Origin of the sequence: Nonomuraea fuscirosea (assembly GCF_035917475.1) — a bacterium.
GTDB lineage: Bacteria > Actinomycetota > Actinomycetes > Streptosporangiales > Streptosporangiaceae > Nonomuraea > Nonomuraea fuscirosea.
The window spans coordinates 8,688,857-8,713,161 of record NZ_CP109074.1 but is presented as its reverse complement, the minus strand read 5'-3'; the positions used below and the strand labels follow the sequence as shown (position 1 = coordinate 8,713,161).

Genomic DNA, 24,305 nt, shown 5'->3' with positions numbered 1-24,305 from the left:
GTCGTGGTGTGGACAGTTCGGTGTACGTCTTCGTCGAGGACCTGCGCGGCGAGGGCGTCGAGCGGGTGCTCGACAGGATCAGCGGGTACGGCGTCCGCGGCGTCACCGTCGGCGCCGTGCACCACGCCTCCCGCGACGTCACCCCGCACGGGCTGTCCAGGCTGACCCTGCGCCACGACGGGGCCCATTTCGTCCCGCCGCCGGAGCTGTTCGACGGGCTGAGGCTGACCCCCGTGCCCGGCCACCTCGACGCGCTCGACGGGCTGCGCGAGGCGTGCGCGAAACGGTCCATGAAGCTGCACGGGTGGACGGTCTTCCTGCGCAACGCCACGCTCGGCGAGCGCCATCCCGACGTGACCGTACGCGACTGCTTCGGCGACCGCGGCTCGCTCACCGACCTGTGCCCCGCCCACCCCGACGTGCGCGAATACGCCGTCGCGCTGGCCAGGGCGGTGGCCAGGCTCGGCGTCGACAGCGTGGTGGCCGAGTCGCTGCACTTCAGGCCGCTCAAGCCGCAGCGCTCGTTCGTGCCGCTGGGGCCGATGGACACCTACCTGTTCGGGCTCTGCTTCTGCGACTACTGCATGCGCCGGGCCACCGACCTGGGCGTCAACGCCGAAGTGGCCCGCGACGAGTGCGCCAGGATCGTCGGCGGCGTCTTCGACGGCGACCCGCCCGCCCAGGGCGAGGTGACCAGGGCGGCGCTGACCGCGTACGCGGGGCCCGACGTCGTCGCCTACGCCCGCGCGCGCTCCGAGACCGTCACCACGCTGGTGTCCGAGGTGGCCTCCGCGGTGGCCGGCGAGGGCTCGAAACTGGTCTTCATCGACTCGACCGGCGCGGTCAAGGGCTACACCGATGGGCTGCCGACGCCGGGTCTGGCCGCCCACGACGCCTGGCAGCTCGGCGTCGACCTGGTGGCGCTCGGCGACCTGGTGCCCGCGTTCGGGGTGCTGGCGTACGCGCGTGACGCGGCGCGGGTGGCCGACGACGTGGGCGCCTACCTGCGCTCGGTGGGCAAGGACCGGGAGGTGCGGGCGGTGCTGCGGCCGGGCTACCCCGACAGCGACTCCGCCGACCGGCTGGTGGCCAAGGCCCGTGGGGCCAAGGCGGCGGGGGCGCTGGCGGTCGACTTCTACGCGTACGGGCTGGCGCCGCACCCGGTGCTCGACCGCATCCCGGCGGCGCTGTCGGAGTCGCTCTGACCGGACGCCGTTCTCCGCGTGACCTGTGCGACCCGTCCTCCGGACCGGTGGGCCGTGGTCAGCGGGTGCGGACGCCGTCCAGGACCGCCGAGACGGCCTCGGTGGCGAAGTCGTCGCCCACGTCCAGGTCCCTGAGGACCGCCCGCATCCACACGGCCCCCGCCAGCAGATCCACGATCAGCATGGGGTCGGCCGACTCCTTCAGCTCACCTCTGACGGCCGCCCGTTCGAAGATCTCCCGTTCCCTGGCGAACCTGTCGGCGAAGAAGCGGTGCCCGTCCAGCTCAGGATGGCGGACGGCGGCGGCCAGCGCGGCCACCGCGATGTCGGCGGCGGGCCGCTCGGTCAGCAGCCGCCTGACGCCCTCCACCAGCGCGACCAGGTCGCCGCGCAGGCTGCCGGTGTCGGGCGCCGCGAAGCCCAGCACGTCGGACTCCACCAGGGCCGCGCCGAGCAGCGCGGCCTTCGACGGCCACCAGCGGTAGATCGTGGTCTTGTTGACGCCGGAGCGCTCGGCGACCCCCTCGACGGTCAGGCCGTCGTAGCCCTTCTCGGCCACCAGCCGCACCGTCGCGTCGAAGATCTCCTGCTGCTTCCTGGGCGCCATGCGGTTCATTTTCTCCCGGCGAAGGCGGTGGCCACGCCCAGGGCCAGGTAGACGACGCCGCTGACGTACCGGAGCGTTCTGGCCGCACGGTCGAGGCGGCGGCCGAGCGCGCCGGCGGCGACGGCGTACACGAGATCGGAGATCAGGCCGAGGAGCAGCAGCGTGAGGCCGAACACGGCCATCTGCAGCGCGGGAGAGCCCGCGCCGGGGTCCACGAAGTGAGGCAGGAACGCCAGGAAGAACAGCGCCACCTTGGGGTTGAGCACGTTGACCAGCATGCCTTCGAGGAACACTCTCCGCAGCGGCTGCGGCTCGGGCCGCCCGGCGCGCGCGTCCTTGCCGGTGAACGCCCGGACGCCCAGGTAGACGAGGTACGCGACGCCGGCCCACTTGATGACCGCGAAGAGCGCGGCGGATCGGGAGATCACGTACGACAGGCCCGCGGCGGCGGCCGCGATGTGCACGAGCGTGCCCGCCTCCACGCCGAACGCGCTGGCCAGGCCCGCCGCCCGGCCCTGGGCGAGCCCTCTGGCGGTGATGTAGAGGTGGTTGGGGCCGGGGATGAGCACCAGGGCGAGGGAGGCCGTCACGAAGAGGGCGAAAGTCGCGGGAGGTATCACGAACGGCAGCGTAGGACGGCATTGGTCCGCCGGTCAGGGCCAATGCCGGACCGGCTGACTGGACCAATCGGCTGTCGGTGCGGCATGGCATAGTTTCAAGGCGTGAACGGTCTTCTCGTCGGGCGCTCCTCTGAGTTGGCCGGGCTCGTGCAGGTGCTCGACTCCGCCGCCGAAGGCGTGGCCGGGGTGGCGCTCGTCGGCGGAGACGCCGGCATCGGCAAGACCCGGCTGGTCACCGAGCTGGCCGCCCGGGCCAAGGAGCGCGGCTTCAACGTGCTGGTCGGCCAGTGCGCCGAGCTCGGCGACTCGCTGCCCTATCTGCCGCTGGCCGACGCGCTGCGCGGCGCGGAGCCCGCCGTGCGCGCCGCCGCCACCGCCCATCCGCTGCTGGGCCAGCTGCTGCCGGGCGCCGAGAGCCAGCCGTCCGCCGGGCTCACCCAGCAGCGGCTGTTCGGCTCGCTGCTCGGGCTGCTGGCCGAGCTCCAGCCCGTGCTGTTCGTGATCGAGGACCTCCACTGGGCCGACCGCTCCACCCGCGACCTGCTGGTCTTCCTCAGCCGCATGGTGCAGAGCGAGCGGGTCTGCGTCGTCGGCACCTACCGCACCGACGACCTGCACCGCCGCCATCCGCTGCGATCCGTGCTGGCCGAGCTGAAGCGCCTGCCCACGGTGATGAACGTGGAGCTCGGCCCGCTGGGCACCGGCGAGATGTCCGACTATGTCACCACCCTGGGCGAGGTGGACGCCCAGGGGCTCGGCCTCATCGTCACCCGCGCCGACGGCAACCCGTTCTACGCCGAGGAGCTGTTCGCGGCCATGGCCGAGGGCGACGCGCTCCCCGACGGGCTGGCGAGCCTGCTGATGTCCAGGGTCGAGGTGCTGTCCGAGGCCGGGCAGCGGGTGCTGCGCGCCGCCGCCGTGGCCGGGCGCCGGGTCGAGGACGACCTGCTGCGCGAGGTGTCGGGGCTGCCGCTGGCCGAGTTCGAGGAGGCGGTCCGCGAGATCGTCTCGCGCGGCCTGCTCAGGGTCAAGGGCCACGGCTACGCCTTCCGCCACGCCCTGCTGCAGGAGGCCGTCTACACCGACCTGCTGCCGGGCGAGCGCACCCGCCTGCACACCGCCTTCGCCCGCCTGCTCACCTCGCCGGCCGAGCTGGCGCACCACTATCTCGCCGGCCACGACCTGGCGGGAGCGCTGCGGGCCTCCATCGAGGCGGGGCGGGCGGCCGAGCGGATCGGCGCGCCCGCCGAGGCGCACAGCCACTACGACCGGGCGCTGGGCCTCTGGGAGCGGGTCGACGACGCCGAGCGGCTGGCCGGGGAGAGCCGGGCCGGGCTGGCCTTCCGCAGCGCGGTCATGGCCTCCGACAGCGGCGACAACCACCGGGCCGTCGTCCAGCTGCGCGCGCTGCCGCCGACGTCCGAGGTGAGCGAGCGGCTGGCGTACTACCTCTATGAGACCAAGGACCAGGAAGGCGCGATCGCCGCGGCCGAGCGGGCCGTCGAGAGCGCCGAGGACCAGGTCGCGCTCGCCCGCGCGCTGGCCACCCACGCCCGCACCCTGCTGTGGTCGTCGCGGCACCAGGAGGTCGAGCCGCTGGCCGAGCGGGCCCTCGCGACCGCCCGCGCGGCCGGGGTCAGAGACGCCGAGGTGGGCGCGCTGGTGTCGCTGGCCAGCTTCGTCGAGCTCCGCGGCGACATCGACCGGGCGCACGCGCTGCTCGACGCGGCCTGCGCGGGGCGCACCGGCGACCTGGCGATGGACCTGCGGGCCCGCTTCAACCACGCCCGCATCCACTACGAGCAGGGCCTGCTGACCCGCGCCGCCGAGGTGGCCGACGACGGCATCGTGATGGCGTTCGAGACCGGGCTCAAGTGGAGCACCTACGGCACCGACCTGCGTTTCCTGCGCTTCCTCATCCACTACGCGGCCGGCGAGTGGGACCAGGCCGAGTCGATGGCAGCCGGCTTCGGCGCGCGGGTCGGCACCGTGCCGGAGGCGATCCTGTCGTCGTTCGCGCTGTTCATCGAGGTCGGCCGCGACCTGCCGGCGGTGGAGGGGCGGCTCGCCCTGTTGCGGCCGTTCTGGTCCGACCCGCTGGCCGTCTACATGTCCAGAGCGCTGGCGGCCGAGCACGCGCTGTGGCACGGCGACCCGGCGACGGCGCTCGACCACGTGCGCGCGGTCCTCGCGATGGTGGACGAGGACGACGTGGGCATGCTGCGGCCGATCGCCATCGGGCTGTGGGCGCTGGCCGAGCTGGGCACCACCGAGGGGGCCGACGACCTGCGCGCCCTCGCCCACGCCACCCTCAAGGCCGGGCCCGCCGGCGAGGGCGGCTACGTGGGGCCCGAGGGCCGGGCCTGGGAGCTGCGGGTCGAGGCCGAGTGGCATCGCGTGCACGGGCGGCTCGACGTGCCGCTGTGGCGGCGGGTGGTGGAAACGTTCGACGTCGCGTCCGTCTACGAGGCGGCGCGGGGCAGGTGGCGGCTGGCCGAGGCGCTGCTGGCGGCCGGCGACCGGGAGGCCGCGCAGGCGGAGTGGGAGCTGGCCAGGGAGACGGCGGGCAAGCTGCGGGCCGTGCCGCTGGAGAACGCGCTGCTGGAGTTCGGGCGACGGGCCCGGTTCGGGGGCGGCGGAGGCGCCGGCACGGGTGACGCCGGGCTGACGGCGCGGGAGGTCGAGGTGCTGCGGCTGGTGGCCGAGGGGCTGACCAACCGGGAGATCGCGCAGCGGCTGTTCATCGCGCAGAAGACGGTGAGCGTCCACGTGTCCAACATCCTGGGCAAACTCACCGTCTCCACCCGCACCCAGGCCGCGGCGGCAGCCCGGCGACGAGGACTGCTGGAGTGACCGCCCTCGGCCTCGGGTGGAGGGGTCGGCGCGTCTGATCCCAGGGCGGTGGGTCCGTGGACGCCCGAGTCTCGGCCCTGTGCGGGCGATTCCGGGTGCCCGGTCGGGTGGGTTGTCGTTGGACGGGTGCAGGAGTCCTGGTCAGGTCGGGGCGGGCCTGACCAGGGGATGAGTCGTGATCATCAAGGGGTGGGGTCAGGAGCCGGGGGCCGCGGCGATGAGCGGGGTGGCGTCGAACTTCTGCTTCAGGTAGCCGAATTCGAGCATGAGGTCCGCCACGCGTTGCACCTTCGCCGGATCGACGGAGGTGGCGAAGCCGCCGAGCTTCATCGTGGCGGCCGTGGCGCGGTCGATCTTGGTGTACTTCTCCAGGGCGGGAGCCACCTCGGCCGGGTTGGACAGGGCCAGCTCGGCGCCCTTGCTCAGGGCCCGCTGGAAGGCCGCGACGGTCTTCGGGTTCTGCGCGGCGAAGGTCTCCGTGGTGAGATAGCCGGCGATCGGGAAGTCGGCCATCGGCCCGGCGAACGGCTCGGCCAGCTCGACCGCCCCCGACTGTGCGGCCGCCGCCTGGCTGAACGGCTCGGGCAGGAACGCCACCTCGACCTGGCCGCTGTCCAGCGCCCCGGCCATCTCGGGGAAGGGCCGCTCGATGAACTTGACGTCCTGCGGCGCCAGCCCGGCGGGCTTGAGCAGGGCGCTCATGGTGAGGGTGGCGATGTTGTTCAGCGTGTTGACGCCGATGGTGTGCCCCTTGAGCTGGGACAACTCGGTGATCGGCGAGCCCTTCTTGGTCATGAGCGTGAAATTGCCGGGCTTGGCATCGTACGCGGCTCCGACGATCTTGAGCTTGACCGTGCCGCTGGCGGCGGCGAGCAGGGCGGAGACGTAGTTGCTGTGCATGATGTCGAGCTTGCCGGAGACCAGGTCGGGCATCGCGGCGGCGCCGCCCGTGATCTGCTCGGTGGTGACCTTGAGCCCTTCGGCGGCGAAATAGCCTTTGTCGATGGCGATCTGGATGGGGGCGACCTCGGGCAACGGCAACATGCCGATCCTGATTTCGGCCTTTTCCAAACCATTGGCATGTTGGCCCGAATCACCTCCGCCGCCGCAGGCGGTGATCAGTAATGCGAGAAGTCCGAGGACGGTGGCGCGCCGGAAACCTGACATGAACGCTCCTGAGAAGAAATGCGTCCGGTAAAGGCGATCATCGAGCTTAACCGCGTTCGCTGGAATATTCATCGGCTTTTCGCCGCGGTATGCCAGGCGAGCAACCGGCTCTCCATGAGCAGAAACCCCTGGTTCAGCAGATAACCGAGGATGCCGAGCAGCGCGATCGCCCCCCACACGCCCGGCAGGTCGAACGCCCGCTGCGCCGCGCGTAACTGGAAGCCGATGCCCTCGGTGCTGAAGAACTCCGCGATGACCATGAGGATCAGCGCCAGCGAGAGGCTCAGCCGCAGCCCGGCGAAGATCTTAGGCGCGGCGGACGGCAGGATGATCCGCAGCAGCCGCTGGCCCTGGCTGAACCCGAACACCCGGGCCGTGTCCAGGTGCGTCGGCTCGACGGAGCGCGCCCCGTCGGCCGCGTTGAACAGCACCGGCCACACGATCCCGAACGTGATCGTGGCGACCTGCATGCGCGTGCCCACCGAGAACAGGGCCAGGAACATGGGCAGCAACGCGGGCGGCGGCAGTGCCCGGCCGAACTGGATGACCGGGTCCAGGAAGCGGTAGAGGAGCGGCGAGCGGCCCAGCGCCACGCCGAGGGCCACCCCGGCGATCCCGGCCAGCGCCCAGCCGGCCAGCAACCGGCCCAGGCTCTGCGGGAAGTTGGCCAGGGCGGTGTCGTTCAGCCAGAGGTGGGACGGGGGGCCGGTGAACCAGAGCTCGCGCATCCGGACGGCGATCGCGGACGGCGGCGGGAAGAAGGGATGCGCCATCGCTCTGGTGGCGAACTCCCACCCCATCAGCACCACCGGCACCACCCAAAGACCGGCCGGCCGTCCCGCTGGAGATCGTCTCCCTCCACGCTGGGGGGCGGTCATCGGCGGGTTCCCGGGTGCCAGTGGAAGAGGCGGCGTTCCGCCCAGACGAAGGCGCCGTTGATGGCGATGCCCAGCAGGCCGGCCCAGACCGTGGCGGCCACGGTGAGCGTGAGGCCGTCGGGGCTGCTGCCGGCCAGGATGATGAAGGCGCCGATCCCGTCGGAGCCGCCCGCGAGCAACTCCGTGCTGATGGCCAGGATGAGCGCGATCGTGGCGGCCACCCGGATCCCGGTCGCGATGAACGGCGCCGTGCTCGGCAGCGAGACCCGCAGCAGCACCGCCAGGCGGCCGAAGCCGAAGGCCCGCAAGGTGTCCTTGGCCAGGGGGTCGACCTCCTTGAGGCCGTACATGGTGTTGATCAGGATCGGCCACGTGGAGGCGTACACGATGATGGCGATCTTCATGTCCAGCCGCTCGGTGAACACGAACGCCGCCAGCGGGATCAGCGCCACCGACGGGATGGGCCGCAGGAACTCGATCAGCGGCCGCAGCGCCCGCTCGATCGCCGGCACGCTGCCGAGCAGCAGCCCGGCCGGTACGGCGAACGCGACCGTGAGCAGCAGCCCCAGCGCCCACCCGGCGAAGGTCAGGCCCACGTCCAGCAGGAACTCGGGATCGGCCGCCAGCCCGGCGGCGGTGCGCAGCACGGTCGAGGCGAGCGGGAACTGCACGGTGGAGACGAACCCGAGCCGGCCCGCCGCCTCGGCGAGACAGAGCAGACCGGCCACGCCGAGAAAGCCGCAGATGAACACGTTGTCGAAGGGACGCGAGAGCCGGGGACGCCGGAGTAAAGGACGCGGGAATGTCAGCCGGGGGATCAACGGATCGCCTCGGTGAGGAGAACAACCATGAAGGTCTCCGAATTCGACCGGGGACGGGCGAATATGAAGACAGGGTAACGATCAGCAATTCATCGCGGCGACTTGATAGTTTTCCTTACCACTCAGCCGTTCTTCACTTACCGTGTCGCGCCAGTGCCCGCACCTGCTCGGGCGTGAGCGGGCGCGTGGGCAGGCCGCGCAGCAGCAGGAAGAGCTTGGCCGTCTCCTCCAGCTCCTCGATCGCGTCGAGCGCCGCGCCCAGGCTCGTCCCGGCGACGATGGGGCCGTGGTTGCTCAGCAGCATGGCCGCGTGCGTGCGCGCCGCCTTCTCGGCGGCCGGCTCCAACGCCTGGTCGCCGGGCGCGAAGTAGGGCAGCAGCGGCAGCCGGCCCACGCGCATCGCGAAGTAGGCGGTCAGCGGGGGCAGCGCGTCGTCCGGATCGAGGCCGTCCAGGCAGGAGACGGCGGCGGCGTACGTGGAGTGGGTGTGCACGACGGCGTTCGCCTCGGGCCTGGCCCGCAGCATGGCGGCGTGCAGGAACGCCTCCTTCGACGGCCGGGGGCCGCTCACGTGGGCTCCGGCCGCCGTGTCGATCAGCGACAGCTCGCCCGCTTCGACGGCGCCGAGGCTTGATCCGGTCGGGGTGACCAGGAGGTGTTCGCCGACGCGTACGGAGAGATTGCCCGTGCTGCCGTGGGTCAGGCCGCGCTGGAACAGCGATCGCGCGGCGGCGATGATCTCCGCGCGCTGCTCGTCCGTTGCCCGGTTCGTCGCTCGGCTCATCGTGTGGCCTCCAGCAGTAGGTCCGGCTCGCCGAAATTGCCGGACTTGAGCAGTAGCGTGAGGCCGGACGGGGTGAAGATCCACGGCACCCCGCGTGCCGCCTCCGCACCGATCTCGCCGCCCGGCACGCCGAGCGCGCTCACGACGGCGCCCGACGTCTCGCCGCCGGCCGACACGACGCGGGTGACACCCCGCTCGACCAGCCCCCGGGCGACCCGGCCGATGGCCTCCTCCAGGATCGCGGCCGAGCGGTCGGTTCCGAGCTGTCGCTGTACGTGGCGCAGGGCGGCCGGCTCCAGGGAGGAGTAGATCAGGGGTGCCTCCGTGTCCTTGCCGAGGGTGTCGTACCAGGCGAGCGCGCCGTTCGCGAGGGAGCCCGGGTCCTGGTCGGCAAGGGCGTCGAGGCGGTAGGCCGGCCGGCCCGCTTCGATCATGGCGGCGATCTGCTGGAGCGTACGGGCCGAGCAGCTTCCGGCCAGCACCGCGGCGGGCTCGCCGGAGGCGGGAACGGGCGCCTCACCGTGGTCGGCGCGTGCCCTGCTCGCTGTCGGACTTTCCGCCTGGCCTACCGCCGGACCTTCGGCCGAATCTCCCGCTCGACCTTCCGCTCGACCTTTTGCCAGTCCGGCTGCCAGGCCGGCCGCGCCTGCGACCAGCGGGGCTCCGGACAGTGCCCGGCCCGCCGTCGTCAGGTCGCTGTCGTCCAGGGCGTCCACGAGGGCGTAACGGACGCCGTCCGCTCGCAACTCGGACAGCCGCGCCTCGATGGCCTGCCCACGGACCTGGGGGAGTGTCACGACGCCCGCCCGGTAGTCGCTCTGGGCTTCCAGTACGCGTGGCAGGTAGGAGTCGGTCATGGGGGTGAGCGGGTGATGGCGCATGGGGGACTCGCCGAGCAGGACGTCGCCGACGAACAGGTAGCCGTTGTACTGCGTGCGGCCGTGCTCGGGGGAGCTCGGGGTCATCGCCACGACCGGCACGTCCATGGCGTCGGCCAGCGCGTCGAGGACCGGGCCGATGTTGCCGTCGGGGGTGGAGTCGAAGGTGGAGCAGTACTTGAAGTAGACCTGGTCCGGGTTGACGTGCGTACGCAGCCAGTCCAGGGCGGCGAGCGAGCGGGCCACCGCGTCGGCCTTGGGGATCGTCCGGGTCTTCAGCCCGATCACGGCGGCGTCGTAATCGGGCGTGTCGGTGCCGCGCGCGGGCCTGTCGGTGTCGTGCTCGGGTGTGTCGGTGTCGCTCTGGGACGGGTCAGCGCCGTGCTTGGACGGGGCGACGTCGTCCGGTGGGAGGCCGAAGTAGAGGACGGTGCGGAGGCCGTGACGGCGCAGGGCCACGGCGACGTCTGTGGCGCCGGTGAAGTCGTCGGCGATGGCGCCGATCATCGATCCCCCTTCGGGTGGTGCTCGCGGCGGGCGGTGACGGGGAGGGCTGCTCGTCGCACAGGCATGGCGCGCCCGGTCGCGGCCGGGGTGGTGTCGACCGGCGTGATTCTCGGCCTGCTCATCGGGGCGGCTCCGTCGGGTTCGTCACGGGAGCGCGTTCGTCGATCCGGGCACGGTGGCGGGCGACCATGTGACCGACGTTATCGGCGTCCCGCCACGAGGCGACCGCGGCCCGTGCTCAGCTGGTGATTGTTTTGTCGCGCAAGAGGAAGTAGCTCGCCTGGTCGGTCTGGAGGTAGGCGTGGAAGTTCGGGGCCAGGGAGCGGGCTGATCTGTCGGCGGTGACGATCGTGACGACCACGTAGTTCTTGGACGACCCCGAGAGGATCTTGCCGTACGAGTACTTGGCGAGGGTCTCGTCCTGACGCCACCTGACCGCGTTCGACGAGAGCTTGGCCAGGCGGGAGGCGGCGGTCTTGGCGGACTGCTCGCTCGGGAAGGACATCAGGAGCTGCACCGCCTTGATGTGGCCGCTGTAGGCGGAGTAGGCGAGCTGGACGGCGCTCTCGCACTTGTTCTTGGCCAGTACGCTGCCCTCGCCGTCCACCGGGGTGCACGACGGGTACGTCCAGCCGCCGACCTTGTCGGCCCGGAACTTGACGCCGCCCAGGGCGAAGTTCCAGTCCTTGAACTCGCTGTGGGTGAGCGGCGAGCCGGGCTGCACCTGCTTCGAGGCGGACGCGGTGCTGGTCGGGGAGCCGCTGGGCGTGGCCGAGGGGGTGGGGGACTCGGAGGTGGGGGCGGGGCTCGTGGTCGCGGGCGGGTCCGACGACTCGGGGCTCTGCGACGGCGGGGACGTGGTGGGGGCCTCGCTGGGCAGGGCGACGGTGGTGGTGGGGCCGGGCGCGTTCAGGTAGAGGTACGCACCCACGGCGCCACCGCCGAGAATGAGCACGGCCAGGCCGACGGCCAGCCCGATGATCAGGGCGCCGTTGCTCTTCCTGGCCGGCCCAGGCGCATAGCCCTGCTGCGGGAACTGCCCACCGCCCGGCTGCCCGGCGTACGGCCCACCGCCCGGTTGCCCGTTGTACGGCGGGCTGCCGTAGCCCTGGTGAGCCGGCGCCGTCTGACCCGGCAACGGGGCGTAGGCCGGCTGGGCGGCGGCGGTCTGAGTCGGCATTTGACCGTAACCGGGTTGGGGCGCGCCGTAACCGTGTTGGTTGGCGGCGGTTCGGCCCGGCTGTGGGTCCCAGCTGGGTTGGGGAGTGGTGGGCCGGCTCGGTGGTGGGCCCCAGCCGTGTTCCGGGGGCGTGGGCTGACTCGGTTGGGGAGCGTGGCCGGGGCCGGTGGGCTGACCTGGCGGTGGGCCGTAGGTGGGCTGGGGCGGGCCGTTGCCGGGTGGAGGAGAGGGTGGCCATCCCTGGCTCGGGTCCTGCTGGGAGGAGTAGGCCGGGTGTTGTGGCGGGCCCCAGGACGGTGGTTGCGGGGTGCCGTAGGGCGGGTGCTGCGCGGCCGGGTTCTGGGGTGGGTCGTACCCTTGCGGCGCAGCCTGGCCCTGTGCGTCGCCCCAGGGTTCTGGCTGGTGCGGCTGGGGTTGGGGTGGCTGCGGAGGGTATGCCATCCCCCCATTGTGGGGCAGGCCATTACCTTCTGCCTCAACTACCCCACCAATTGTCATACTGGGTCAGCGTCCCGACGGGGATGCTTTGGTCGGCTCGGCGGAGACCAAGGTCTGATGTCGCGGCGTGAGCGCCGATCGTAGCTTCGGCCCATGACGGAACTACGCACGCCTCCCGCCACCCGGGTCCACGAGGTGGACGCCGTGCGGGGGTTCGCCCTGGCCGGCATCCTGGTCGCGAACATCGGATTCTTCGCCGACCCCGGCTACGCCATGGCGGACGGCAGCATGCCCATCACGGAAGGCCCCGTCGCCTGGGCCATCACGGCTCTCGTGCTGACGAAGTTCTACATCGTCTTCTCGTTCCTGTTCGGCTACTCGTTCACGCTGCAGATGCGCGCGGCGGAACGGGCGGGCGCGAGCGTGAAGGCCAGGACCCTGCGCAGGTGCCTGGGACTGTTCGTGATCGGGGCGCTGCACGGGATCCTGCTGTGGATCGGCGACATCCTGACCCTGTACGCCGTGCTCGGCCTGGCCCTGCTCGCCTTGCGTAACCTCAGGCCGAAGACCGCCGTCGTCACCGGCTCCGTCATCGTCGGCGTGATCACCCTGCTGCTGGGGGCGCTGGCGTGGCTGTCCACCCTCGACCCGGCGGCCGGTCAGACCCCGGCGGCCGACCCGGCGCAGGCAGCCAGGGCGCTGAGCCTGGCCACCGGCGGGCCGCTCGACTTCCTGACCCTGCAACTGGAGCTCTATCCGCCCATCGCGGTGCTGGTCTGGCTGGGCCAGGGGCCGATGGCGCTGGCCATGTTCCTGTTCGGGCTGGCGGCGGGCAAGCGCAGGTTGCTGGAGGACACCGGGCGGTGGGAGCGGCTGCTGCCCGGGATCCAGTGGATCGGGTTCGGGATCGGCCTGCCCGGCGGGATCCTGCTCGCGTGGACGTCCGGCGAGGCGGGCCCGTGGGAGCTGGCCGGCATGGCGCTCAACACCGTCACCTCGATCCTGCTGGCCGCCGCCTACGTCGCGACGCTGCTGCGGGTGATCAGGCGCTTCCCCGCCGCCGGGCGCGTGCTCGCCCCCGCCGGCCGGGTGGCGGCCTCCAACTACGTGGGCCAGTCGCTGCTGGCGTGCCTGATCTTCACCGGGTACGGGCTCGGCCTGGCGGGCAGCCTGTCGCCGCTCGCCGTGATGGGCGTGGCCGCGCTGATCTACACGCTGCTGCTCTGGCTGAGCGCGATGTGGCTGCGTTCGCACCGGTACGGGCCGATCGAGTACGTGCTCCGCCGTGTCACGAACGGGGCCTGAACAGTGCCCGCCGGAATTCGATGGAAAGTTTGCGGCGAACCGGTATTTCTCCCTATACGCCCGCTCTCTACGAGTGCAGCATCCTTTGGCAGGAGGTCGGACAGGAAGCCGTGCCGGCGGCCTGTGGCGCAGCACGAGGGCCTGCGCGACAGGCCGATCTCCGGCACAGAGCCGACCGACCGCCGAGGACGGATCAGTTGGGCAGGCCCGTGCCGCGGGTCACCACGATCCCCGCCGAGCAGAGCGCGGTCTTGCTGCGGGACGGCGCTTTGCTCGGCGGGCATTTCCGGCCACCGGTCAGCGGTTTGCTCGGCGGGCATTTCCCCGGCCAGCCGGTCAGCGGGTTTCGGCGCGGCGGACGAGACGGGTGATGCGGGCGGCGATGTCGGACCACAGCTGCCTGGGCAGGTTGTGCCCCATGCCGTCGATGATCACGAGCTCCGCCCCGGGGATCGCCGCCGCGGTCGCCTCGCCGCCGCTGACGTCGCACATCGCGTCGTCGGCGCCGTGCAGCACCAGCGTCGATACGCCGACCGTACGGAGCCCGGCGGTGCGATCGCCCGACGCGAGGACCGCCACGGCCTGGCGAAGCGTCCCGACAGGATCGTGGGACCGGTCGTACGCCATCCCGGCGCGCTCGCGCAGCTCGGCCTCGTCGGCGGGGAAGCCGGGCGAGCCGATGACGCGGAAGGCCGCGACCCAGCGCTCGATGACGGCCGCGCGCCCCTCCGGCGCCGGCCCCGCCAGCGCGGCCAGCGCCTCCGGCCTGGGCCCGCCCACTCCGGGCGCGCCCGTGGTGGACATGATCGACGTCAGGGAACGGATGCGGGCGGGATGCTCGACGGCCACCGTCTGGGCGATCATCCCGCCCAGTGAGGCGCCGACGAGATGGGCGCTGTCCAGCCCCAGCGCGTCGAGCAGGCCGACGGTGTCGGCCGCCAGGTCGGACAGCGTGTAGGAGGCCGAGGACAGGTCACCGGCCAGCGCGGCCGGCAGGTCGGGCGGCGGCGCGTCGTGGAAGTGGGTGGACAGGCCGGCGTCGCGGTTGTCGAAGCGGATGACGTGGTGGCCGAGGCCCGCGAGCTCGGCGCAGAAGCCTTCGTGCCAGTGGACGAGCTGGCCCCCGGCGCCCATGATCAGCAGGATCGGCGGCGCTTGGGGGTCGCCGAAGCGTTCGTAGGTCATCTCGATCCGGGACGGACCGACATTCTTCGCCTTTTCCTCGCTCATCATCACGCTGACTCCCGATTTCGACGGGCGGAAGGATGGAAATAACGCTATCGCTCTTCGGTCGGGTTGCCGAACGCATATTCGGCCGGTGGTCAAGGTGGCTTTCTTGTTGTATGTCGCGAGAATGATGGAGATGTGGTGAAGGTCGCAGAGCGGAGACCGTCCCGCTCAGGACGCTGTTCAGGGGGCAGAAGGCGCAAAAGGCGTTGCGGTAAGGAAGCGCGGCTCGCGATTCCGCCGATAGATGAAGAGCGGGCGCTACCCGGTTACCCGGGTTTCTTCGCCGATGTGGAAAATGGTGGTGATATAGGTAGGTCTTCGGTGGTCAACTGGGAGGTACACAGAACATGTCGAACGCGCTGCCGGTCACCCTCGGTGACGTTCACGACGCCGCCGCCCGGATCAAGGGCGTCGCCCACCGGACCCCCGTCCTGCGCTCGCGTACGCTCGACGCCCTGGTGGGAGCCGAGGTCTTTCTCAAGTGCGAGAACCTGCAGCGCATCGGGGCGTTCAAGTTCCGCGGAGCCTACAACGCCGTCTCCCGCCTGACCCCGGCTCAGTTGGAGCGGGGCGTGGCCACGTACTCGTCCGGCAACCACGCCCAGGCCGTCGCCCTGGCCGCGCGTGAGCTGGGGAGCACGGCGGTGATCGTCATGCCCGAGGACGCCCCGCGGTCCAAGAGGGAGGCCGCCGTCGGCTACGGCGCGGAGATCGTCACCTACGACCGCTACAGCGGCGACCGGGTCGCCATCGGCGAGGCGCTGGCCGCCGAGCGCGGGCTGGCCCTGATCCCCCCGTACGAGCACCCGCACGTCATCGCCGGCCAGGGCACCGCGACCCTGGAGCTGATCGAGGAGGTCGGCGACCTGGACGCGCTGCTCGTGCCGATCGGCGGCGGCGGCCTGATCGCGGGCAGCGCCACGGCGGCCAAGGGCCTGCTGCCCCGGATCCGGGTGATCGGCGTGGAGCCTGAGGCCGGCGACGACACCAAGCGGTCGCTCAGCGCGGGCCGGCGGGTGTCCATCCCCATTCCGCGGACGATCGCCGACGGCCAGGCCGCCGAGATCCCCGGCGAGCTGACGTTCTCGATCAACCGGCACCTGGTCGACGACGTCGCCCTCGTGAGCGAGGACGACATCCGCGTGGCCATGCGGATGGCGTTCGAACGCATGAAGATCGTCATGGAGCCCAGCGGCGCCACCCCGCTGGCCGCGCTGCTGGCGGGGCGGGCCGGGAACCTGCCGCGCCGGGTCGGGATCATCGTCTCCGGCGGCAACATCGACACCCGCCGCTTCGCCGAGATCTGCGCCGCCCCAGCCGGCTGATCGTCCCGCCGACGGCTGATCGGCCGATGGCCGACCGGCTGGTGGCCGGTTGAGGTCAGCTGAGGTCGGCTGATCGTCCTGTTTTGGGATTGCGGCAGAATAGGCGGGATGTCCTCCCCCCGCCCGGCGTCCGATCGGGACTTCCGGCGCCTCTGGGCGGGGACGGCGGTCAGCCAGCTCGGGTCGGCGGTCGGCATGGTGGCGCTGCCCGTCGTGGCCGTCACCGTCGTCGGGGCGTCGGCGTTCGAGGTGGCGCTGCTGGCCGCGTTCACCGCCGTCACGACCGCGCTGCTGGCCTTCCCGCTCGGCGCCTACGTCGAGTTCAGGCGCAAGCGGCCGATCATGATCGTGACGGACGTGGTCAGGTTCGCCGCGATCGGGAGCGTTCCGGTCGCGGCGGTTCTGCACGTGCTGACGTTCGCCCAGCTGTGCGTGATCGCGGTCGTGAACGCCTCGTGCCAGATCGCGTTCTCCGCCGCCTCGCAGGCGCATCTCAAGGCGCTGGTGTCGGGGCCGGGCCTGGTCGCGGCCAACAGCCGGCTGGAGTCGACCCGCTGGCTCAGCGTCTCGGCGGGTCCGTCCGCGGGCGGCGCGCTCATCGGGCTGTTCGGCGCGGCCGGGTCGCTGGTGATCGACGCGCTGTCGTTCCTGGTCAGTGCGCAGGCGATCAGGACCCTGCGCACGCCGGAGCCGGCCCCGCCGGTACGGGAGCGGCGCGCGTCGCGGCGGGAGGAGCTGTTCGCGGGATGGCGCTTCGCCTGGCGGCATCCGGCGCTGCGGCCGATGCTGGTCAGCTGGGTGACCTTCGCCGGGGCCAGCTCGATGGGGGCGTCGGTGTCGGCCGTCTTCTACCTGCGCGACCTGGGGTTCGAGCCCTGGCAGTACGGGCTGATCATGGGCGTGCCGTCGCTGGGCGGCTTCGTCGGCGCACGGGCCGCGCCCCGGCTGGTGGCCAGGCTGGGTGACGTGCGGGCTCTGTGGTGGGCGAGCATGGTGCGCGGGCCCTGGTACTTCCTCATCCCGGCCGCCGTGCCCGGCGTTCCCGGGCTGCTGATGTGCGGCTTCGGGTTCGGCCTGGTGCTGCTGTTCGCCGGCGCCGCCAACTCCACCATGACGAGCTACCGGCAGCGGCAGACGCCCGACGAGCTGATGGCGAGGGTGGCGGCGCTGTGGTCGTTCGCGACGACGGTCACGCAGCCGCTGTTCATCCTGCTCGGCGGCCTCGTGGCGACGTGGGCGGACACCAGGTCGGCGCTGTACGCGGCGGCCGCGGTGATGTGCGGGGCGGCGCTGCTGCTGCCGCGGACATCACCACGTGAGCAGCCGGGTTCATGATCGTTCGGTGGCCGTCCACGCGGCCTTCTGTGACGGGATAGACAGTCAAGGCTGTTCAGTTCAGGTTGTGCAGTCCAGGCTGTCATTCTAGCGTGGACGTGTGAACGAGGTGCAGCAGGTCTCCGAGCAGGCCGCGCACGCCGCGGCCGAGGTGTGGGTGGTCTTCAGCCGGCTGCGCCGCAGGCTCCAGGCGCTGGAGGGGGAGGGCGGCAGCTCGCCCGCGCAGGCGTCGGTGCTGGCCCGGCTCAGCAAACAGGGCCCGGCCTCGGCCAGCGAACTGGCCGCCGCCGAGCGGGTCAGGCCGCAGTCGATGGCGAAGATCGTGGCCGCGCTGGAGCAGGCGGGGCTGGTCGAGCGGCATCCCGATCCGGAGGACGGGCGCCGTCTGCTGGTCACGCTGACCGAGGCGGGGCGTACCCGGCGGCAGGGCGACCGTCAGGCGCGCGAGGCGTGGTTGGCCAGGACCTTGCACGAGCGGGGGGACGAGGAGCAGTTGCGCGCGGTGATCACCGCGATGGCGCTGCTCGACGAGGTCGCGCACTCGTGACGGACTGCCGGAGCGCGTCCGGGCCGGACCGCCAGGGCGCTTCCGGCGCGTCCCGTCGGAGCGCGTCCGGGACGCCTCACCGGAGAGCGCTCGGGACGGCCCGTCAGGGCATCGGGCGCGTCGCCGGGCGGATGCGGCGCGGGCGGCCGCCCGATGCGGGCGGGTTCGACCGCAAGCTGGTCGCGCCCATGATCCTCGGCTCCATCCTCAACCCGGTCAACTCCTCCATGCTGGCGGTGGCGCTGATCCCCATCGGGGCCGCGTTCGGGGCGCCGCCGGCCGAGACGGCGTGGCTGGTGACCGCCCTCTACCTGGCCACGGCGGTCGCGCAGCCGGTCATCGGCCGGCTCGTCGACGCGTACGGGCCGCGCCCGCTCTACCTGACCGGCACCGCGCTGGTGGGCCTCGCGGGGCTGATGGCCGTGTTCGCCCCCGGTCTCGGCCTGCTGATCGCCTCCCGGGTGCTGCTCGGCATCGGCACGTCGGCGGCCTATCCGGCGTCGATGTACCTGCTGCGCAGCGAGGCCGAGCGCACCGGCCTGCGCAACCCGAGCGGCATCCTGGCCGCCCTGTCCGTCTCCAACCAGGTCATCGCGGTGATCGGCCCGACGCTCGGCGGCCTGCTGATCGGCCTCGGCGGCTGGCACCTGATCTTCACCATCAACGTCCCGCTGTCGGCCGCCTGCCTGGTCCTGGGCGGGCTGCGGCTGCCGCGACGCGCCGACCTGCGCCTCGCGCCCGGGCAGCGGATCGACGTCGTGGGCATCGGGTTGTTCGCCGGCACGATCGTCGCGTTCATGCTGTTCCTGATGGAGCCGGGCCTCGACCACGCCTACCTGCCCGCCGTCGCCCTCGTGACCGGCGCGGGCTTCGCGTGGTGGGAGCTGCGGCGGACGCAGCCGTTCATCGACCTGCGGGTCCTGCGCGGCAACGCGCCGCTGCTGGCCACGTACGCGCGCCAGCTGCTGGCCTTCACCACCATCTACGCCTTCTTGTACGGCTTCACCCAGTGGCTGGAAGAGAGCCGGTCGCTGAGCCCGTCGCAGGCGGGGCTGATCCTGCTGCCCATGTCGGGAGCGGCCATCGTGGCCACGGTCCTGGTCGGGCGGCGGCCCCAGGTGCGCGGCAAGCTCCTGGTCGGCGCCGTGATCCAGGTCGCGGGCTGCGCGGGCCTGCTGCTGCTCGACGTGTCCATCCCCGTCTGGGTCCCGGTGGCCATCGCCACCGCTGTCGGCATCCCGCAGGGCCTGATCGGCCTGGCCAACCAGAACGCCCTCTACGCCCAGGCGGACCCGGCGCGCATGGGGTCGTCGGCCGGGCTGCTGCGTACCTTCGCCTACCTCGGCGCGCTGCTCGCCTCGGCCGCCAACGCCGCCTTCTACCGGTACGGCGCGACCACCGGCGGGCTGCACGACCTCGCGCTGCTCCTGCTGGTCGTCTCGGCGCTGCTGCTCACGGTCACGGTCGCGGACCGCTCCTTGCGCCGCGTCGGCCGCGACCGCCCCTGACGGACGCCACGTTCACCGACGTCACCCTGATGGACGCTTCCCGCACGGAAGTCACCCGCACGGACGCCGGTTGGAGGCGCGGAATCTTGCCCTGATGCGCGGACGGCCGTGGGGCTCGCTTGGGACGTCACCGGGAACCCTTCACCGCGGCGGAAACCCGGGGGTGGCGTTGGAACAGGCGAGTGAACAGGTCAGGTCCGTGGACGCCGGGCCGGTGCGCGTGCTCGGTGTGGCGTTCCTGCTGGCCATGACGGCCTGCCAGGTGGTGTCGGGGCTGGACGCGAGGCCCGAACGCTTCACCGGGGCGATCGTGGCGCTGCTCGCGGCCGGCGCGCTCGCCTTCGCCGCCGCCGTCTGGGGGCCGGCCAGGGCGGCGGGCGCGTTCGGCGGCGCGGTGCTGACCGGGTACGCGGCCGAGGTCGCCGGGGTGCTGACCGGGTTCCCGTTCGGTGACTACGCCTACGGCGACGTTTTGTGGCCGCAGGCCGGCGGGGTGCCGGTGGCGGTGGCGGTGGCGTGGGGCGGCATGGGGCTGGCCGCGTACGCGGTGGCCGCCGCCGTCGTGCCCGTACCCGGCTGGCGGCGGATCGCGGTGGGCGCGGGCGCGCTGACCGCGTGGGACCTGTTCCTCGATCCGCAGATGGTGCGGATGGGGCTGTGGACGTGGGCGCAGGACGGGCCGTACCGAGGCGTGCCGCTGAGCAACTACGCGGGCTGGCTGCTGGTGTCGGCGCTGGTCATGCTGGTCGTGCAGCGCTTCGCCGGCGACCGGGAGCCCGGATACGGGCTGCCCGCCCTCTACACGGTCATGGCGGTCATGGAGACGGTCGGCTTCCTGGCGGTGTTCCAGCCGCCCGATCCGCTGGTCGCCGCCGCCGGAGGCATCACGATGGGCGCGTTCGCCGCGCCCGCCTGGAGGCGGCTGTGGCAGCGGTGACGGTGATCGGCGGCGGCGTCGGCGGCATGACGAGCGCGCTGCTGCTGGCCAGACAGGGCCACGACGTGCGGCTGTACGAACGCTCGCCGCGGCTGGGCGGGAAGCTGGCCGAGCACCACCGCGACGGCTTCACCTTCTCGCTCGGACCCTCACTGCTGACCATGCCCGAGCTGTTCAGGGAGCTGGGGCTGCGCCGCGAGCTGATCGAACCCGAGCCGCTGTGCCGCTACCGGTTCGCCGACGGCACGGAGCTGGACGCCCGGCGCGACCCGGCCGAGATGGCCGCCGCGGTGGACCGGCTGGCCCCCGGCGAGGGCGCCGCCTGGCACGCCTTCCACGACTGGGCCCGCGGCTGCCTGCGCGCGGCCGGCCGGACCGCCTTCGCCGGCCCCCTGCTCGGCCCGCCCGGTCAGGCCCGGCTCTCGGACCTGCTTGCTGTGGCGCCCGCCCGTACCCTCGACGGGCTGGCCCGCCGCTTCTTCCGCGACCCGCGCCTGCGCCAGTACGTCGGCCGCTACGCCACCTACGCCGGCTCCGACCCGTACCGGGCGCCGGCCGCGCTCGGCTGCGTCCCGGCCCTGGAGCACGGGCAGGGCGTCTGGTACGCGCCGGGCGGCCTGCCGCGGCTGGCCGAGGACCTGACGCTGCTGCTGAGGGCGGCCGGCGTGCGGCTCCATCTGTCCACCCCGATCGCCGCCGTCATCTGCGACGGCTCCCGCGTCACCGGTGTCCGGCCGGCGGGCGGGCGCGCCGTGCCCTGCGACGTCGTGGTGGCCAACACCGACGCCGCCGCTTTGTACGGCCACCTCCTGCCCGACCGGCGGCGGCTGCGCAGGATCGCCCGGCTCGGCCCCTCGTCGTCGGCGTTCCTGCTGATGGCCGGGGTCGAGGGCAGGACGCCCGGCCTGGCGCACCATTCCGTGCTGTTCTCCGGCGACTACGAGCGCGAGTTCGCCGACCTCTTCGAGCACCGGCGGCCGCCCGCCGACCCGACGATCTACCTCGGCTGCTCGGCAGTGGACGACGCCACACAGGCGCCCGAAGGGGCCGAGAACTGGACGATGCTGGTCAACGTGCCGGCCCGCGACCCGGTGCGGTGGCCGATGGGGGTGGCCGCGTACCGGGATCTGGTGCTGGAACGGCTGGCCGAGCGCGGGCACGACCTGTCGGGACGGCTGCGCTTCGTGGACGTCCTCACCCCCGCCGACCTGCGCGACCGCTACGGCGCCTGGGGCGGCGCGATCTACGGCAGCGCCTACCGGGGCAGGCTCTCGTCGTTCCTGCGCCCGGGAAACAGGGGGCCTCGACGCGGGCTGTACGTGGTGGGCGGCTCGGCCCACCCGGGCGGCGGCCTGCCGATGGTGGTCCTGGGCGCCCGCATCGTCGCGCGCCTCATCGCCCACGACTTCCCACCCACCGCTTCTGACCGGACCTCGTCAAGAGGTTCGGGCGACACTGCGCCGCGCCGGCTTTCCGCGCGGAGTTCGGGCGACGCCGCGCCGGATTTGCCGTCTTCGCGTGGTGTTTCCGACGTCGTGGCAGCCTCGCCGCCATCGGACGTCGAGCGGGGTGGCCGGTGAGGGCGCTCAGTGTGGCTCAGGCCGTGGCCGGTGTTGTCGTGGTCGCGCGGCTGGCGCGCGGGCGACGGAGGCTGCCGCCGCTCCGAGCGTGCCCGCCGACCGGCGATGAGGTGTCCGTGGTGATCCCGGCTCGTGACGAGGCCGCCAGGATCGGGCCGTGCCTTCGGGCCGTGCTGGCCGACCCCGGGGTCAGCGAGGTGATCGTGGTCGACGACGGCTCCAGCGACGGTACGGCGGATGTGGCGGCGCGGCTCGGAGCCAAGGTCGTCACGTCGGCACCGCTGCCGCCCGGATGGATCGGCAAGCAGTGGGCCCTGCGCCAGGGCGTGGCGGCCGCGCGTGGCGCGGTGGTGGTCACACTCGACGCCGACACCCGACCCGGGCCCGGCCTGTTCGGGGCGCTGACGCGGGCCCTGGACCAGTACGACCTGGTGAGCGCCGGCCCCCGCTTCCGCTGCGACGGCCGCTTCGAACGAGCGCTGCACGCCTCCATGCTGGCCGGCCTGGTCTACCGGTTCGGTCCGATCGGCCCGCCGACGGCGCCCTCGCCCCACCGCACGATCGCCAACGGCCAGTGCCTCGCCTTCCGGCGGGCGCGGATGGTGGAGGCGGACGGGTTCGCACGGGTGCGCGACCGGATGACCGATGACGTCGCGCTGGCCCGCCACCTGGCCGGGCGAGGCTGGAAGGTGGGCTTCCTGGACGCGGCGGACCTGCTGCAGGTCGACATGCACGACTCGGCGGGCGAACTGTGGCGCGAGTGGGGCCGCTCACTGTCACTGGGCGACGTGACCGGCCCTGGATGTCAGGCGGGCGATCTGGCCGTGATCTGGCTGACGGGCGCCCTGCCGGTGCTGCGGCTGGCGTCCGGGCGGCCGTCGGGGCTGGACCTGGCGCTGCTGGCCGTGCGTCTACTGGTGGCCGGCGCGCTGCGCGGCAGCTATCGGGGGCCGGGGGCCGAACTGCTGCTGTCACCGCTCCTCGACCCCGCGGTCGCCGCCCGCCTGACCCACGCCACCCTCCGCCCCGCACGAACTTGGCGCGGCCGCACGTACCCCCGATCCGGCCCTGTCGGGTCGCTTGGGGATCGTATGGACCCGCGTTCCGGTCTTGTGGGGTCAACCGGAGACCGTACGTACCCGCGATCTGGGCCCGTCCAGTCGCCTGGGGATCGTGCGGACGTAGCGGTCAGTGGCGGCGGGTGGCGAGGACGAAGCGTAGTCCGATGAGGCACATCAGGCCGCCGGTGGCCGCGACCAGTTCCGCTGGGGCGAACGGCCACTGCAGCACGGGGATGGCGAACACCGCCACCCGGGCCCCCACCGCGAACGAGCGCGTCGCCAGCGCCGTCACCACCAGCGCCGCCACCGCCAGGCCGAACGCGGGCGGGCAGATGACCGCGATCCCGCCGGCGAACGTGAGCACCGACCGCCCGCCCCTGAACCCGGCGAACACCGGCCAGGCGTGCCCGGCCATCGCCGCCGCCACCGCCAGGTACACAGGCGCCGCGCTCGCACCCGAGACCGTGCCGGACACGGAGGTGTGCGCGCCGCTGACCAGCAACGCCAGCAGGGCGGCCAGCGTGCCCTTGAGCATGTCGCCGGCGAACACCGGCACCGCCGCCCGCCGGCCGAGCCGCTCCTTGACGTTCCAGTACCCGGGGTTGCGATCTCCGACGTCCCGAGGGTCGACGCCGTGGACGCGGCCCACCAGCACCGCGACCGGCACCGACCCGAGCAGGTAGCCGGCGATGACCGCCACCGCCCACTCAAGCGCCGCCCCGGCTCCCGCCTCAACCATCGCGTCGTTCCACCTCGTCCGGTACGACACCGCGAGCGCGATGCGCCACATGGCCTTCGACCGGCCGCTGCTGCGTGACTGCGGGGGGCTGCTGTTCTGGCGGCTGCTCGGCACGGGGAGAGGACGCTCGATGTCGCTCGGGGCCGACCTGCGCCGCTGGGCGCTGTTCGCGGTCTGGCGCTCGGCCGGCGACCTGGAGGCGTTCCTGCACTCGTCGCCGATCGCGGCCCGCTGGCGCACCGAGGCGTCGGAGATCTGGCAGGTACGACTGGCTCCGCTGTCCTCGCGCGGCACCTGGACAGGCCGAACCCCCTTCGCCGACCCGCCCGGCCCTCCGGCGGGCCCGTCCGGTGACTCGCGTGGTGCCCAGGTGGCCGCGGGCGGCGGTGTGGTGGGTGCACGGGGCGGGCCGGTGGCGGTGCTCACCCGGGCGTCGATTCGGGTGCGGCGGCTGGTCGCGTTCTATCGGTCGGTGCCGCCTGTGGACGAGTCGCTGCGGCGGCAGGACGGGTGTCTGGCCTCGATCGGGATGGGGGAGTGGCCGCTGGCCCGGCAGGCCACGTTCTCGTTGTGGCGCGACCAGGACGCGATGCGCCGCTTCGCCTACCGGGGCGCGGCGCACCAACGGGTCGTCGAGCGCGTACGCTCCCACGACTGGTACGCCGAAGAGCTGTTCGCCCGCTTCGTCCCGTACGCCAGCGAAGGCACCTGGAACGGCACCGACCCTCTGCGCACGCCGCCGCACCACGGCACCGACTCCCCACGTGACCGGCACGGCGGCCCCGGCCCCTCGTGCTGAG

The 24,305-nt window shown here is 72.7% G+C and carries 21 protein-coding genes; 11 read left to right on the top strand and 10 right to left on the bottom strand.

Annotation, left to right across the window (positions count from 1 at the left end; translation table 11 throughout):
* The first annotated feature begins 8 nt into the window (after window positions 1-8).
* On the top strand, window positions 9-1,205 hold the full coding sequence (locus OIE67_RS39615; RefSeq protein ID WP_326630154.1) for a hypothetical protein: 1,197 nt from the start codon (window positions 9-11) through the stop codon (window positions 1,203-1,205).
* Window positions 1,206-1,263: 58 nt separating this feature from the next.
* On the opposite strand, the gene OIE67_RS39610 is transcribed toward OIE67_RS39615, so the two are convergent.
* Both OIE67_RS39610 and OIE67_RS39605 read right to left on the bottom strand, forming a co-directional pair.
* Window positions 1,264-1,812, bottom strand: a complete 549-nt coding sequence (locus OIE67_RS39610; RefSeq protein ID WP_326630152.1) for a TetR/AcrR family transcriptional regulator — start codon at window positions 1,810-1,812, stop codon at window positions 1,264-1,266.
* Window positions 1,813-1,817: 5 nt separating this feature from the next.
* Window positions 1,818-2,432: a LysE family translocator gene (locus OIE67_RS39605; RefSeq protein WP_326630150.1), complete on the bottom strand. Its 615-nt coding sequence runs from the start codon at window positions 2,430-2,432 to the stop codon at window positions 1,818-1,820.
* Between the two features lie 102 nt (window positions 2,433-2,534).
* On the opposite strand from OIE67_RS39605, the gene OIE67_RS39600 reads away from it, so the two are divergent.
* Window positions 2,535-5,285 carry a helix-turn-helix transcriptional regulator gene (locus tag OIE67_RS39600; protein WP_326630149.1) on the top strand — a complete coding sequence of 917 codons (2,751 nt, stop codon included), beginning with the start codon at window positions 2,535-2,537 and terminating at the stop codon, window positions 5,283-5,285.
* Between the two features lie 195 nt (window positions 5,286-5,480).
* Here the strand turns inward: OIE67_RS39600 and OIE67_RS39595 are convergent, their stop codons facing one another.
* From OIE67_RS39595 to OIE67_RS39570, 6 genes are all read right to left on the bottom strand, one after another.
* On the bottom strand, window positions 5,481-6,356 hold the full coding sequence (locus tag OIE67_RS39595) for an ABC transporter substrate-binding protein (RefSeq protein WP_326630147.1): 876 nt from the start codon (window positions 6,354-6,356) through the stop codon (window positions 5,481-5,483).
* A gap of 164 nt (window positions 6,357-6,520) precedes the next feature.
* Window positions 6,521-7,252 (bottom strand): ABC transporter permease, encoded by a 732-nt coding sequence (locus tag OIE67_RS39590; protein WP_326645617.1) that lies wholly within the window; start codon window positions 7,250-7,252, stop codon window positions 6,521-6,523.
* Between the two features lie 74 nt (window positions 7,253-7,326).
* Window positions 7,327-8,082, bottom strand: a complete 756-nt coding sequence (locus tag OIE67_RS39585) for an ABC transporter permease (RefSeq protein ID WP_326630145.1) — start codon at window positions 8,080-8,082, stop codon at window positions 7,327-7,329.
* 202 nt (window positions 8,083-8,284) lie between these two features.
* Window positions 8,285-8,935: a 3-oxo-tetronate 4-phosphate decarboxylase gene (gene otnC / locus OIE67_RS39580; RefSeq protein ID WP_326630143.1), complete on the bottom strand. Its 651-nt coding sequence runs from the start codon at window positions 8,933-8,935 to the stop codon at window positions 8,285-8,287.
* Window positions 8,932-10,320: a 3-oxo-tetronate kinase gene (otnK, locus tag OIE67_RS39575; RefSeq protein ID WP_326630141.1), complete on the bottom strand. Its 1,389-nt coding sequence runs from the start codon at window positions 10,318-10,320 to the stop codon at window positions 8,932-8,934. Before otnK ends, otnC begins: the two co-directional genes overlap by 4 nt.
* Window positions 10,321-10,558: 238 nt before the next feature.
* Window positions 10,559-11,500 carry a hypothetical protein gene (locus OIE67_RS39570; protein WP_326630139.1) on the bottom strand — a complete coding sequence of 314 codons (942 nt, stop codon included), beginning with the start codon at window positions 11,498-11,500 and terminating at the stop codon, window positions 10,559-10,561.
* Between the two features lie 591 nt (window positions 11,501-12,091).
* On the opposite strand from OIE67_RS39570, the gene OIE67_RS39565 reads away from it, so the two are divergent.
* The gene (locus tag OIE67_RS39565; protein WP_326630137.1) at window positions 12,092-13,243 is read left to right on the top strand and encodes a DUF418 domain-containing protein; all 1,152 of its coding nucleotides are present in this window, start codon (window positions 12,092-12,094) and stop codon (window positions 13,241-13,243) included.
* Window positions 13,244-13,579: 336 nt separating this feature from the next.
* On the opposite strand, the gene OIE67_RS39560 is transcribed toward OIE67_RS39565, so the two are convergent.
* Entirely contained in the window at window positions 13,580-14,476 is an 897-nt protein-coding gene (locus tag OIE67_RS39560; protein ID WP_326630135.1) for an alpha/beta fold hydrolase, read from the bottom strand.
* 344 nt (window positions 14,477-14,820) lie between these two features.
* Between OIE67_RS39560 and OIE67_RS39555 the strand changes: the two genes are divergently transcribed.
* The 7 genes from OIE67_RS39555 to OIE67_RS39525 all read left to right on the top strand — a co-directional run bounded on the left by OIE67_RS39555 (window position 14,821) and on the right by OIE67_RS39525 (window position 22,934).
* Complete coding sequence (locus tag OIE67_RS39555) at window positions 14,821-15,798, top strand: threo-3-hydroxy-L-aspartate ammonia-lyase (protein WP_326630133.1); 978 nt, start codon at window positions 14,821-14,823, stop codon at window positions 15,796-15,798.
* 108 nt (window positions 15,799-15,906) lie between these two features.
* The gene (locus tag OIE67_RS39550) at window positions 15,907-17,133 is read left to right on the top strand and encodes an MFS transporter (protein ID WP_326630131.1); all 1,227 of its coding nucleotides are present in this window, start codon (window positions 15,907-15,909) and stop codon (window positions 17,131-17,133) included.
* Window positions 17,134-17,233: 100 nt separating this feature from the next.
* Window positions 17,234-17,680: a MarR family winged helix-turn-helix transcriptional regulator gene (locus OIE67_RS39545; RefSeq protein ID WP_219911702.1), complete on the top strand. Its 447-nt coding sequence runs from the start codon at window positions 17,234-17,236 to the stop codon at window positions 17,678-17,680.
* A 131-nt stretch (window positions 17,681-17,811) separates the two neighbouring features.
* Complete coding sequence (locus OIE67_RS39540) at window positions 17,812-19,188, top strand: MFS transporter (protein ID WP_326630127.1); 1,377 nt, start codon at window positions 17,812-17,814, stop codon at window positions 19,186-19,188.
* A 199-nt stretch (window positions 19,189-19,387) separates the two neighbouring features.
* Entirely contained in the window at window positions 19,388-20,125 is a 738-nt protein-coding gene (locus OIE67_RS39535; RefSeq protein WP_326630125.1) for a carotenoid biosynthesis protein, read from the top strand.
* Window positions 20,113-21,705 (top strand): phytoene desaturase family protein, encoded by a 1,593-nt coding sequence (locus tag OIE67_RS39530; protein ID WP_326630123.1) that lies wholly within the window; start codon window positions 20,113-20,115, stop codon window positions 21,703-21,705. The genes OIE67_RS39535 and OIE67_RS39530 overlap by 13 nt, the downstream gene beginning before the upstream one ends.
* Before the next feature lie 119 nt (window positions 21,706-21,824).
* Window positions 21,825-22,934, top strand: coding sequence for a glycosyltransferase (locus OIE67_RS39525; RefSeq protein WP_326630121.1), 1,110 nt, complete (start codon window positions 21,825-21,827; stop codon window positions 22,932-22,934).
* Here the strand turns inward: OIE67_RS39525 and OIE67_RS39520 are convergent.
* Window positions 22,894-23,466 carry a glycerol-3-phosphate acyltransferase gene (locus OIE67_RS39520; RefSeq protein WP_326630119.1) on the bottom strand — a complete coding sequence of 191 codons (573 nt, stop codon included), beginning with the start codon at window positions 23,464-23,466 and terminating at the stop codon, window positions 22,894-22,896. The two genes, OIE67_RS39525 and OIE67_RS39520, sit on opposite strands and share 41 nt — an antisense overlap.
* Here OIE67_RS39520 and OIE67_RS39515 point away from each other — a divergent pair.
* Window positions 23,456-24,304, top strand: a complete 849-nt coding sequence (locus OIE67_RS39515; protein ID WP_326630117.1) for a spheroidene monooxygenase — start codon at window positions 23,456-23,458, stop codon at window positions 24,302-24,304. The genes OIE67_RS39520 and OIE67_RS39515 overlap by 11 nt on opposite strands.
* Window position 24,305 lies beyond the last annotated feature (1 nt).